The 11908-nt window shown below is 64.3% G+C and carries 14 protein-coding genes; 4 read left to right on the top strand and 10 right to left on the bottom strand.

From position 1 onward, the window contains the following. Nucleotides 1–64: 64 nt before the first annotated feature. Nucleotides 65–247, bottom strand: coding sequence for a hypothetical protein (locus tag SZ64_RS12060; RefSeq protein WP_054531043.1), 183 nt, complete (start codon nt 245–247; stop codon nt 65–67). 384 nt (nt 248–631) lie between these two features. On the opposite strand from SZ64_RS12060, the gene SZ64_RS12055 reads away from it, so the two are divergent. Further along, nucleotides 632–1303 carry a glutathione S-transferase family protein gene (locus SZ64_RS12055; RefSeq protein WP_054531042.1) on the top strand — a complete coding sequence of 224 codons (672 nt, stop codon included), beginning with the start codon at nt 632–634 and terminating at the stop codon, nt 1301–1303. Nucleotides 1304–1306: 3 nt separating this feature from the next. Here SZ64_RS12055 and SZ64_RS12050 read toward each other — a convergent pair whose 3' ends face one another. Beyond that, complete coding sequence (locus tag SZ64_RS12050; protein ID WP_054531041.1) at nt 1307–1771, bottom strand: cupin domain-containing protein; 465 nt, start codon at nt 1769–1771, stop codon at nt 1307–1309. Nucleotides 1772–1828: 57 nt separating this feature from the next. Here SZ64_RS12050 and dapE point away from each other — a divergent pair, with 57 nt between their 5' ends. Both dapE and SZ64_RS12040 read left to right on the top strand, forming a co-directional pair. After that, a complete protein-coding gene (dapE, locus tag SZ64_RS12045; RefSeq protein ID WP_054531040.1) occupies nt 1829–2980 on the top strand; it encodes a succinyl-diaminopimelate desuccinylase in 1152 nt (383 codons plus the stop codon). Nucleotides 2981–3044: 64 nt separating this feature from the next. Beyond that, complete coding sequence (locus SZ64_RS12040) at nt 3045–4370, top strand: dicarboxylate/amino acid:cation symporter (RefSeq protein WP_082384572.1); 1326 nt, start codon at nt 3045–3047, stop codon at nt 4368–4370. Here the strand turns inward: SZ64_RS12040 and nth are convergent. From nth to dapB, 3 genes are read right to left on the bottom strand one after another with little or no spacing between them, the layout of a single operon-like run. Continuing rightward, nucleotides 4321–4983, bottom strand: a complete 663-nt coding sequence (nth, locus tag SZ64_RS12035) for an endonuclease III (RefSeq protein WP_054531039.1) — start codon at nt 4981–4983, stop codon at nt 4321–4323. The genes SZ64_RS12040 and nth overlap by 50 nt on opposite strands. Continuing rightward, the gene (locus SZ64_RS12030; RefSeq protein ID WP_054531038.1) at nt 4973–5824 is read right to left on the bottom strand and encodes an ion transporter; all 852 of its coding nucleotides are present in this window, start codon (nt 5822–5824) and stop codon (nt 4973–4975) included. Before SZ64_RS12030 ends, nth begins: the two co-directional genes overlap by 11 nt. A 1-nt stretch (nt 5825) precedes the next feature. After that, nucleotides 5826–6554, bottom strand: a complete 729-nt coding sequence (gene dapB / locus SZ64_RS12025) for a 4-hydroxy-tetrahydrodipicolinate reductase (RefSeq protein WP_054531037.1) — start codon at nt 6552–6554, stop codon at nt 5826–5828. A gap of 35 nt (nt 6555–6589) precedes the next feature. On the opposite strand from dapB, the gene SZ64_RS12020 reads away from it, so the two are divergent. After that, complete coding sequence (locus SZ64_RS12020) at nt 6590–7291, top strand: NAD-dependent deacylase (RefSeq protein WP_054532236.1); 702 nt, start codon at nt 6590–6592, stop codon at nt 7289–7291. Here the strand turns inward: SZ64_RS12020 and SZ64_RS12015 are convergent. From SZ64_RS12015 to mutM, 5 genes are all read right to left on the bottom strand, one after another. Beyond that, nucleotides 7280–8056 (bottom strand): HesA/MoeB/ThiF family protein, encoded by a 777-nt coding sequence (locus SZ64_RS12015; RefSeq protein ID WP_054531036.1) that lies wholly within the window; start codon nt 8054–8056, stop codon nt 7280–7282. The genes SZ64_RS12020 and SZ64_RS12015 overlap by 12 nt on opposite strands. A gap of 10 nt (nt 8057–8066) precedes the next feature. Further along, nucleotides 8067–8492 (bottom strand): DUF983 domain-containing protein, encoded by a 426-nt coding sequence (locus SZ64_RS12010; RefSeq protein WP_054531035.1) that lies wholly within the window; start codon nt 8490–8492, stop codon nt 8067–8069. A 179-nt stretch (nt 8493–8671) separates the two neighbouring features. After that, nucleotides 8672–10093, bottom strand: coding sequence for a chromosomal replication initiator protein DnaA (dnaA, locus tag SZ64_RS12005; protein WP_082384570.1), 1422 nt, complete (start codon nt 10091–10093; stop codon nt 8672–8674). A gap of 515 nt (nt 10094–10608) precedes the next feature. Then, nucleotides 10609–10869, bottom strand: a complete 261-nt coding sequence (gene rpsT / locus SZ64_RS12000) for a 30S ribosomal protein S20 (RefSeq protein ID WP_054531034.1) — start codon at nt 10867–10869, stop codon at nt 10609–10611. Between the two features lie 157 nt (nt 10870–11026). Next, nucleotides 11027–11839, bottom strand: a complete 813-nt coding sequence (mutM, locus tag SZ64_RS11995; RefSeq protein WP_054531033.1) for a bifunctional DNA-formamidopyrimidine glycosylase/DNA-(apurinic or apyrimidinic site) lyase — start codon at nt 11837–11839, stop codon at nt 11027–11029. Nucleotides 11840–11908: the final 69 nt, after the last annotated feature.

The following is an 11908-nucleotide window of genomic DNA, read 5'->3' as shown; positions in this document are numbered from 1 at the left end:
CGGCCGCCTCCACCAGGGAGACGGCCGGCCATCCTTCTGCCGCATGGGCAATGGAGCCGGCGGATCAGTGCTGGCCGCGGCGATCCTGCTGCTCGCCCTGCTGGCGTTGCTCGCGCTGGGCTTCCTGCTCCTGCTGGCGCTGTTCGCGGCGGCCGTCCTGTTCACCCTGCTGGCGGTTCGCGTCGCCCTGCTGTTCGGCCTGGCGATTGCGGTTCTGGTCCTGATTCTGGTTGGGACGGTTTTCCATGGTGGACACTCCTCTCGTCACGCCCTTGATTGGGCATGTAAGGGCAATGTCCCGGCACCCCCTGGTGTTCCGCCGCTTGCGCCGGGGTGCAGGATAGCAGGGGCCGCCCGCGGCAGGCGTTTCCTGCATACGCCAAACCGTTTTCCTACATGCAAGCAATCGGCCATAGAATCGCCGATGGAACGCCCGCCCTATATCCCCCGAACCGCCCTTGTCCGCGCCTTGCGCGATGAATGGATTCGCCTTGGCGTGCTGGATGCACAGGGGCGGGATGTGGCCCCGGCCCGGCGTTCCGATGGAGGGCGTAACAGGTGTAACACCGTTCAGCCTCGACAGCGGCAGGCTGAATGCCTAGGGCGGCAAAGCGAACGAAAGGCGGGCCTTGTGAAGCTGATCATCGGCAACAAGAACTATTCGAGCTGGTCGCTGCGCGGCTGGCTGGCAGTCAAGCAGTCCGGGCTCCATTTCGAGGAGCTGACCGTCAACATCAATGGTGAGGACTGGGAAGAGGCCAAGCGCGAGCAGGGCGATTTCGCACCCTCCGGCGGCAAGGTGCCGATCCTGTGGGATGGCGATGCGGTCATCTGGGACAGTCTGGCGATCCTCGAATATCTCGCCGACCGTGTGGGTCGCGACCGCTTCTGGCCCAAGGACGATGCCGCGCGCGGCATGGCCCGTTCCATGGTGGCGGAAATGCATTCCTCCTACCTGCCGCTGCGTCGTTCCATGCCGATGAATGTCCGCCGCCGCTTCGAAGGCGCGCAGCTGACGGACGAGGTGAAGGGCAATATCGTGCGCATCCTCACCCTGTGGGCGGAGGCGCGGGCGCGCTTCGGCAAGGGCGGGCCATTCCTGTTCGGCACCTTCTGCGCGGCCGATATCTTCTATGCCCCCATCGTCAGCCGTTTCCTGACCTATGGCATCGGCGTGCCCGGCTTTGCAGAAGCCTATATGCAGGCCCTGTGGGAGCATGAGTGGATGCAGGCCTGGGTCAATGCGGCCGAGGACGAACAATGGGTGATCGCCCAGTGGGACGCGCCGCCGGTCAACACCTGAGGATCACTTGATCCGGTCAGTGGGATAGGGCGTGCCGTCGCGGTGGAGATAGCCGCCTTCGGTGAACACCATGTCGATGTCCGAATAGGCGCCGCCCTTGCTCCGGTCTCCGGCGCTGACCACCACGAAGCTGCAATCCGCATCGCTCTCGTTACGCAGATGGTGGCCATTGGCGCTGCCCATGGCCCATGCCGCAACATCGCCTGCGCGCAGCACAGTGCGGGCATCGTCCTCCACCAGCACGGCCTCGCCGCTCAGCATGACCAGCAGCTCGTCCTCGCCCTCGTGCCAGTGCCGCTGGGAAGACCAGGCGCCGGGCTTTAGCACCACATGGCTCGCCCCGAAAGCGGTCAGCCCGCCTGCCGGAGCCAGCCTGCGCCACCAGCGACCTTCCACTTCCCGGTCGAACGGAGCGGGATAGCCGGTGGCGTTGGATTGCGGGATGGCTTCGACGTCGAGCTTGGGCATGGCGGGGGCGCTCCTCCTTGTGTCGCCCGCGCATAGCCCATATGCGATTGCCCAGCCATGACAGAACCATCCGCGAATGTCGTCGATCTTGCCTCTGTGCTGATCGCCTGCCCCTCCGTCACTCCGGCCACGGGCGCGGTGTTCGATTGCCTTGAGGCTATGCTTGAGCCGCTCGGTTTCGCGGTCCATCGCTTCATCGCTGGGGAGCCGCCGGCAGGGCCGGTGGAGAATCTGTTCGCCATCCGCAAGGGGCCGGAAGGATCGAAGCACTTTGCCTTCGCCGGCCATGTCGATGTGGTGCCTGCGGGCGAGGGCTGGACGGGCGATCCCTTCACACCGGAAGTTCGCGCCATGCCGGGCGGCGATCTGCTCTATGGGCGCGGGGCAGTGGATATGAAGGGCGCAGTCGCGGCCATGATCGCCGCGCTGCATGACATTCCCGCCGATGTCGGGACCGTCAGCCTCATCATAACGGGTGACGAGGAAGGCGAGGCGATGCACGGCACGCGCGCCCTGATCGACCATATGCGCGCGGTGGGCGAAATCCCGGACCTGTGCCTGGTGGGGGAACCGACTTCGGTGAACCGGCTGGGAGACATGATGAAGATCGGCCGCCGCGGCTCGATCAACGCCTGGTTCGAAGTGGAAGGGCGTGAAGGCCATGTGGCCTATCCCCATCTGGCGGATAATCCGATCCCGCGTCTGGTGGCCCTCATGGCCGATCTGGACGCGATGGAGCTGGATAATGGCAATGACTGGTTCCAGCCTTCCAATCTCGAAATCACGGAGATCACGGTGGGCAATCCGGCCACCAATGTGATCCCGCCCCGCGCCAGCACGCGTATCTCGATCCGCTTCAACGATATGCATAAAGGGGCCGAGCTTGCGCAGAAAGTGACCGAGATCGCACACAGGCACGGCGCAAGCGCCCGACCGGTGATCTATGGCGAACCCTTCCTGACACCGCCCGGTGCCTTCTCTCAGATCATTGCCGATGCGGTGCAGGCCGAGGTGGGGATCGTGCCCGAACCTTCCACCAGCGGCGGCACTTCCGATGCGCGGTTCCTGAAAGACCTGTGCCCGGTGATCGAATTCGGCCTGCTCAACGCCACGATGCACAAGCGGGACGAGGCCGTGGCGGTGGAGGATCTGGAAAGGCTGGTTCGCATCTATCGCAGAGTCGCGATGGCTGCTCTGGGGGCTTGCTAAAAGCCTCCGTCATTGCGAGCGTGCATTCTTCGCTGACCAAGCAGAATTGCCGGGGAATCCAGACATGACCGACGCCGCCGAAATGGCAAAGGAAGCCGCGCCTATCGGCCATGGCAAGCTGCAGATGCGAATCCTGTTCGGCTTCCTGCTGGGGCTGGGTGCCGGGTTGCTGGTGCATAGTTTCGCCGCCGATGCGGGCTGGGTCGATACGGTGGTGACTTATGTCACTACGCCCATCGGCCAGATATTCCTGCGCCTACTGTTCATGCTGGTGATCCCGCTGCTGTTTTCAGCGCTGGTCGTCGGCATTTCGGAAATGGGCGAGATCCGCTCGCTGCGGGCCATCGGGGTCAGGACGCTGGTCTATACGGTGATCGTTTCGGGCATTGCCGTGGCGCTTTCGCTGGCGCTGGTGAACATTCTGCGGCCGGGGCAGGGCGTCGATCCCGCCGCCGCGCAGGACTTGCTGGCGCAGGGCCGGGACAATGCGGCGGGCATCGTAGCGGCTTCGGCGCAGAGCGAGATGGGCGTCAGCCAGATCGTGGCCATCGTGCCCAACAATATCGTCGGCGCGATGAGCAATAACGACATTCTGGCCGTGATGTTCTTCGCCCTGTTCTTCGGCATCGGGCTGCTGCTGGTGAGCACACCGCGCACCGCCGTGCTGAAAGACGCGATCGAGGGCGTGTTCGAAGTGGCCATGCGGCTGATCGGCATCGTCATCCAGCTCGCGCCGCTGGCCATCTTCTGCTTCATGTTCAACCTGTCCGCCCAGTTCGGGTGGGACTTGCTGGTAAAACTGGCAGCCTATGTGGGCGTGGTCCTGCTGGCACTGGGCTTGCAGATGTTCGGCGTATTCCCGGCGCTGCTGAAATTCGTCGGCGGCAAAAGCCCGGTGGCCTTCTTCCGCGAGACGCGGGAGGCCAGCGTCATGGCCTTCTCCACCGCCAGCTCCAATGCCACCCTGCCTACCTCGCTGCGCGTGGCGGAAGGCGGGCTGAAACTGCCGCCGCGTATCGCGCGCTTCGTCCTCACTATCGGCGCCACGGCCAACCAGAACGGCACGGCGATGTTCGAAGGGGTGACGGTGCTGTTCCTCGCCCAGTTCTTCGGCGTGGACCTTTCCCTGTCGGACCAGCTTTTCGTGATGCTGGTGTGCATTCTGGCGGGCATCGGCACGGCAGGCGTGCCGGGCGGTTCGCTGCCGGTGATTGCGCTGATCCTTGGCGGGGTGGGCGTGCCGCCCGAAGGGATCGGCCTGATCCTGGGCGTGGACCGCTTCCTCGACATGTGCCGCACCACGCTCAACGTGGTGGGCGATCTGGTTTGCGCTCAGGTGATCAGCTCGCTTTCGCGCGAGCCTTCGGAGCTTCCAGAACCTTCGGCTTGAACCCGCACAATTCCACCACCGGGCAGCGCCAGCATTCCGGGCTGCGCGCCTTGCAAGTGTAGCGGCCAAGCAGGATCAGCCAGTGATGCGCGTCGCGGCGGAAGGGCTGCGGCACGCGCTTTTCCAGCTTCGCTTCGACCTGATCGACATTCTTGCCCTTGGCGAGGCCAGTGCGGTTGGAAACGCGGAACACATGGGTGTCCACCGCGAAGGTTTCCGCCCCGAAGGCGCAGTTCATCACCACATTGGCCGTCTTGCGGCCGACGCCGGGCAGGGTCACCAGCGTATCGCGATCCTGCGGCACTTCCCCGCCGAAATCGCGCACCAATATCTCGGACAGGGCGATGACGTTCTTCGCCTTGGAATTGAACAGCCCGATCGTCTTGATGTGCTGCTTCAGCCCTTCCTCGCCCAGCGCGACCATCTCGGCCGGGGTCTTCACTTTCTCGAACAGGGCGCGGGTCGCCTTGTTCACGCCGGCATCGGTCGCTTGGGCAGAAAGCACCACGGCCACCAGCAATTGATAGGTGTTGCCGAATTCGAGTTCTGTCTGGGGGGTGGGGTTCAGCTCCGCGAGCGCCGAGAAGAAGGCGAAAATCTGGTCACGTGTCACGCCGGCTCTCTTCCACGTCCATCAGGCGCTCGATCTCTTCTTCCACTTTTTCTTCGACTTCCTGTTCGATTCGCCGCGCCAGTTCCAGCTCGCGCTTCTTCTGCATCGCATCGCTGAACGCGGCGGCCATGATACCGGCAGGCATCGCCACCAGCGCCACCCCGCCCAGGGCGACAATGGCGGCGGTGATCTTGCCCAGCGGAGTGATCGGGATCGCATCGCCATAGCCCACCGTTGTCAGGGTGACGATGGCCCACCACAGCGCGCGCGGGATACTGCCGAACTGTTCGGGCTGGGCCGCGCCTTCTGCCCAATACATCGCCACTGCGCCCAGCAGCAGCAGCACCCAGGCCAGCGCGATAGTGACGATCAATTCGTACCGCCGGCCCCATACGGCGGCGGAGATTTCCTCTATCGCGTGGGAAAAGCGCGTGAACTTGGTCAGTGCCAAAATCCGCACCAACCGGATCAGCCGCAGCATGGCCGCATCGCCGATGAAGAAGGGTGCCAGCGAAGTAAGCACCACGATCAGGTCGATGATGGCCAGCGGCGAGAAGATAAAGCGCAGCCGCTTGGACGTGGCGGAACCCGGCCCCGGCCTTTCGGCCACGCTCCACAGGCGGGCGACATATTCGGCCAGGAAGATGACGCCGAAGCCCATCTCTATGCCTATGATCAGATCGTGATGCTTGCCGGTTATCGTCGGTTCGGTTCCGATAACCGAGACGGCGACCGCCGACAGGATCAGGATCACCAGAGTCAGGTTAACCAGCGACAGCCGGTTGCTCGTGCCTGCGCCGACGAACAGCTTGTTGTAAACTGTCTGGCGCAGGTCGGGCATGTCAGATCCCCAGCACTTGCGGCATGGCATAGCGGCCCGGAGCCTTGCCGATCAGCCAGCCCGCCGCCTTCACTGCGCCATGGGCGAAGATCATGCGGTTTTCGGCCAGGTGGGACAGGGTGATGCGTTCTTCCTCGCCAGCAAGGATCACGGAATGCTCGCCGGCCACCGTGCCGCCGCGCAAGGCGGCAAAGCCGATGGCGCCGGGGCGGCGTGCGCCGGTATGCCCATCGCGCCCGCGTTCCGAATTGGGTGCAAGGTCGATCCCGCGCCCTTCGGCGGCGGCTTCGCCCAGCAGCAGGGCCGTGCCGGAGGGGGCATCCACTTTCATGCGGTGGTGCATCTCCACGATCTCGATGTCCCACTCGATGCCCAGCTTCGATGCTGCCTCGCGCACCAGATGGGCCAGCAGCGTAACGCCCAGCGAAGTATTGCCCGTCTGCAGGACGGGGATCGAACCCGCTGCGGCATCGATGGCCGCATGGTCCGCATCGGAAAGGCCGGTAGTGCCGATGACGATGGGAATGCCCGCCTGAACCGCCGCATCCAGGCTGGCGCCCAGCGCGGCAGGGGCGGAAAAGTCGATCAGCACGTCGCTTGCCGCTGCCAGCGCGGCAGGATCGCCCTTGCGGCCCACGCCGCCCGCAAGGCTCTGCCCGGCAGCTTCCACTGCCATGGCCAGCGCCTTGCCCATGCGCCCTTCGCTGCCGATGATTCCGATACTCGTCATTGCCACTCCCTGATGTCGCGTGCTTCATGGGCGACATGAGCGACATCCGCAATATCGTGATCCTGACCGGGGCAGGCATTTCCGCCGAAAGTGGCCTGCGCACGTTTCGTGCCGAAGATGGCTTGTGGGAAGATCACCGGGTGGAGGATGTCGCCACGCCCGAGGCGTTTCGCCGCGATCCGGAACTTGTCCAGCGCTTCTATGACGAAAGGCGCGCGGGCGTGCTCGCCGCACGGCCCAATCCGGCACATGAGGCACTGGCCCGGCTGGATCGCGAGTGGGGCGGCGATTTGCTGATCGTCACCCAGAATATTGACGATCTGCACGAGCGTGCCGGGGCGCAACGCGTGCTGCACATGCATGGGGAAGCGCTTTCCGTGTGGTGCCAGGCTTGCGATGCGCGTCACCATTGGGAAGGCACTCTGCTGGACGGGCCGCCTTGCCCAGCCTGCGGGCAGGTGGCTATGCGGCCGGACATCGTGTGGTTCGGCGAAATGCCCTATCGCATGGACGAGATCTTTGCCGCGATTGCGCGTGCCGATCTGTTCGTTTCCATCGGCACATCGGGCGCGGTCTATCCCGCAGCGGGCTTCGTTCAGCAGGCTGGCAGCCACCGCGTCCGCACGCTGGAACTCAATCTTGAACCCAGTCAGGGATCGCGCTGGTTCGACGAAAGCCGCCTCGGCCCAGCCAGTGTGCTGGTGCCCGAATGGGTGGGTGAGGTTCTAGGTGGGTGAACTGCCGCAGGCCCGGCAACCCGGGTCCTTGGCGATGTTCAGCGTGCGCAGCGAAGGCGCAAGGCCGTCGAGCAGATGCAGCTTGCCCCATTGGGGATCGCCCAGCGGGCTGACCCCGTCCAGCAGCACGCGCACGGCCTGCATTGTCGCGAAAGTGGCGGCCCAGCCTGCCATGGCGCCCAGCATGCCGTCTTCGGCGCAGGTGTCGCAATCTTCCGCATCGAAAGCATCGCCGACATAGCAGCGATAGCAGCTCTGCCCCTCCAGATGGCCCGCAAAGGCGGCAACCTGCCCCTGGAAGCGGCCTACGGCGGCGCTCAGCAGCGGTACACCGGCTGCCACACAGGCATCTGATACGGCAAGGCGGGTGGCGAAATTGTCGCAGCCGTCCAGCACAAGGTCCGCACCGGCGATCAGGGCAGGGGCTGTTTCCGGCGTCACGCGAATCGCAGCGGCCTGGCAGGTAATGGCGGGATCGAACCGGGCGAGCCATGCCTCTGCCCGCTCGACCTTCAACATGCCCACATCGGCTTCGGCATAGATCGTCTGGCGCTGGAGGTTGCTGGCATCCACCCGATCGTCGTCGATCAGGGTCAGGCGTCCGATTCCGGCAGCGGCGAGATATTGCAGGGCAGGCGATCCGATGCCGCCCAGTCCCACGAGCACGACATGCGATGCGGCAAGCTTCAGCTGCCCCGGCCCGCCGATTTCGGGCAGCACGATATGGCGGGCAAAGCGCTCCAGACGGTCCGGCGTAAGGCTCATCGTTCGGGCCTTAAACGCCCGGAGCCTGAGGCAGGCGTTCCTTGCGGAATCCTACCAGCCCCAGCCACCACTGCGCGGCGATGATCGCACCCTTGGCGGGTTGCAGGATCGCCAGCATGATCGCGGCGGCCAGCGGCAGGGCAATGGCGCCCACCGCCAGCATGGAAAGCTGCAGGTCCAGCACAAGCAGGATCAGCACTGGCGCCATCAGGTGCCCGGTGACCAGAATCGAGATGTAGGGCGGGAAATCGTCGGCGCGTTGCAGCGTCCAGTCCTGTCCGCAGACATAGCAGAAATCCACAGGCTTAAGCCATTTGCGGAACAGGGGTGCCTGTCCGCAACGCGGGCAGGTGCAACGCAATCCGCCCCGGATCGCCGCCTCCAGATAAGAGGACGGCAGCGTGCGGGGCAGCGGAGACTCGGCGATTTCGGTCATTTGGCGGCTTTATGCATGGATCGCCTTGTCTGTCGACAAGGCTTGCAGCGGGCCGGTGCCGGGCGCAGGGCGCCACGCGCCCGAACAGGCGCCACAGGCTGTCGACAAGCCTGTCGAAAAGAGGTTGGCGAATTATGGAACGGCGGTGCACAGCCTGTGCGCACCGCCGGGAAAAGCGATCAGCTTTCCAGCTGCCTCAACAGGCTGCGCACATCGCCGTCCATATCGGCATCGCGCTTCCTGAGGTCTTCGATCAGGCGCACGGCGTGGATCACGGTGGAGTGATCGCGCCCGCCGAACTTGCGCCCGATTTCCGGATAGGAGCGGGGCGTCAGCACCTTGGCGAGGTACATTGCCACCTGACGGGGCCGCACCACCGCGCGCGCGCGGCGCTTGGAGGACATTTCGGCCCGGTCGACCCGGTAGAACTGGCAGACCGTGCGCTGGATCTCGTCGATCGTGATGCGCTTGCGGTTGGCCGACAGGATATCGGTCAGCTGTTCCTCGGCCAGCTGGAGTGAAACCTCCTGCCCGGTCAGCTGCGCATAGGCGATCAGCTTGTTGAGGCCGCCCACCAGTTCGCGCACATTGCGATTGATGGTTCGGGCCAGGAACTCGATCACATCCGCCGGAACTTCCAGCGGAGCGAACTTGGTCAGCTTCGATTCGAGAATCGAGCGGCGCAGTTCGATGTCGGCGGGCTGGATGTCGGCCACAAGGCCCATGGACAGGCGCGAGAGGAGGCGCTGTTCCACCCCGTCCAGTGCCTGCGGCGCGCGGTCGGCAGCAAAGACCAGCCGCTTGCCTTCGGCCAGCAGGGCGTCGATCGTGTAGAGCAGTTCTTCCTGGGCGGAAGCCTTGCCGATGATGAACTGGATGTCGTCCACCAGCAGCAGGTCGAAGCCGCGCAGGCGTGCCTTGAACTCGATCATCTCGTTCTGGCGCAGGGCCGATACGAATTCGACCATGAAGCGCTCTGCCGAGCAGTAGAAAATCCGCGCACGCGGATGGGCTGCCAGATAGGCATGGCCGATGGCGTGCAACAGGTGCGTCTTGCCCTGGCCGGTCGCGGCCTTGAGGTAGAGCGGGCTGAACTGCGGCTGCTCCACCTTGGACATGCGCTCGGCCGCGTTGAAGGCCAGCACATTGGTGGTGCCCGTCACGAAGGCGCCGAAGGTCAGGCTCGGGTCGAGGCCGACTGAGGCCGTGAAGCCTGCATCGCCGATCGTGCCCGCAGCCAGAGCGGCAAAGCTGTCCATCGCGCCGTCATTGGCTGCACGGCCGAAACCGTCCTGCCCGCCCAGCGTCACTTCCGGAAGCTGCCGGCGGCCGGGATGCACGCCGATGCGCACCTGACGCACTTCGCTGCGCGCGATCTTCCATGCGAGCGAGAGCCGGTCCGCAAAGCGGTCGGCCACCCAGTTCGCGGAGAACTCGGTCGGCAGGAACAGATTGAGCGTGCCGGTTTCCTTGCAGAAGCTGCCCAACTGGATCGGCTTGATCCATTGGCTGTGGAGCTGATGCCCAAGGTCTTTGCGAAGGCCCTGGCTGATGTCTGCCCAGTCGGCCGCGAGGTCCAGCGCCTCCTGGTCTTCGGTCATATCATCGTCGCCCTTGCGCTTCCTCGCTGATGCAGATGTCCGCTCTGCATGTGGTCCCATCCGAATCATCTACCGCCCATCCCTAGTATCCGGTGTTTGATTCCCAAACAGACAGCCTTCACGCGAACACGTTTGCCCGCGCTTTCGGAGCAAAAGCTCCGCCAAGCCCCAATCCCCCCAAGACCGGAACCTGATGCTATCTTTGCGACTTGTTGATGCCCCCAACGGACTCGCCGTGGGCCTGAGCCGATTTATGGACCCGGCACGGGATTGGGCAAGGGCAGTCCCGTAAAAAAAGTGAAATAATGAGTCTTGACTCGTCCGAGGTGCGCAGACTTGCGTGGAAGTGGCTGATTTCCGCCATTTTTACCCTGTTTCAGGTTGCGAATCGTGGGAATACTGGCACTTACGCGAAAATGTAATATTCGCCCCTCGCAGGTGCGAAAAAGGCCGGCGCAAATCGCACCGGCCTTGTTCGTTTTGTGTTCCTGCCAACGCCTTTCGGCGAGGGCGAATCAGAGAGCGGCGATTCGCTTGGTCAGGCGCGACATCTTACGGGCCGCAGTATTCTTGTGCAGCACGCCGCGAGCGACACCGCGAGCCAGTTCCGGCTGCGCGCTCTTCAGCGCGTCGGCGGCGGCGGTCTTGTCGCCACCGGCGATGGCGGCTTCCACCTTCTTCACGAAGGTGCGGATGCGGCCAATGCGTGCACCGTTGATTTCGGCGCGGTTGGCGTTGCGACGGATGCGCTTGCGTGCTTGCGGCGTATTGGCCATCTTCGTCCTCTGTCGGGCCGCTCAGCTCGCGGCCGGATTCCTGATTCGTAAACTTGCGAAAAGCGGCAGTTGCCTGCCGGAAAGCGGCGCCCTTAACGGCGCATGCCCGAATCGTCAACAGCTAGTGGTCTCTGGCGTGGCCGGGCCAAGGCCGGGATCACTTCTGGCAAGCAGGGCAGAACCATGTGCTGCGGCCACCCTGGACGATCCGTTTCACGGTCCCGCCACAGCGGCGGCATTCGTCCGCCTCTCGGCCATAGACGTCGAAGCGGGTGGCGAAATAGCCCAGCTCGCCATCGGGCCGGGCATAATCGCGCAGGGTGGAGCCGCCATCGGCAATCGATTCGGTCAGCACCGTCTTGATCGCGGGCACCAGCCGGTCGAGCGCGGCGAGGGATATTTTGCCACCTTCCCGCACCGGGCTGATCCCTGCGCGGTATAGCGCTTCGCACACATAGATATTGCCCAACCCGGCCACGATCCGCTGATCCAGCAGCAGCAGCTTGATTGCCTGTTTGCGGCCTGCCAGCGCAGCCTTCAGATGGGCCGCGCTGAGTTCCTCGCCCAGAGGCTCCGGACCCATGGCGGCGAATTGCGGCCAGAATTCCAGTCCTGCCGTATCGACAAGATCGACCGAGCCAAACCGCCGCGCATCGTTGAGCGCAAAGAGATGGCCCGAGGTCTCGATCACCAGATGGTCGTGCTTGCCCGGTTCCGAAGGGTCGATGCGCCAGCGCCCGCTCATGCCCAGATGGAACACCATTGTCTGGTCCCGGTCGGTATGGATCAGGCCATATTTGGCCCGGCGACCCAGCCCGGTCACTCGCGCGCCCGTCAGCGCCTGCACCAAAGCAGAGGGGAAGGGGCGGCGCAGGTCCGGCCGGTTCACGGCCACGCGCTCAATCCGTTCGCCTTCCAGAAAACGGGCGAGGCCGCGCACGGTGGTTTCGACTTCTGGTAATTCGGGCATGCAGCGTGCGTTAGTTTGCATGGAGGCGCCTGTCACGCTTCCCCCGCTCGCCAAGCGGCGCGCGGGGGC

Source organism: Erythrobacter sp. SG61-1L, assembly GCF_001305965.1.
In the GTDB taxonomy this organism is placed as follows: Bacteria; Pseudomonadota; Alphaproteobacteria; order Sphingomonadales; family Sphingomonadaceae; genus Andeanibacterium.
Note: the sequence above shows the minus strand (reverse complement) of the source record. Positions and strands in the feature narration are given on the sequence as shown.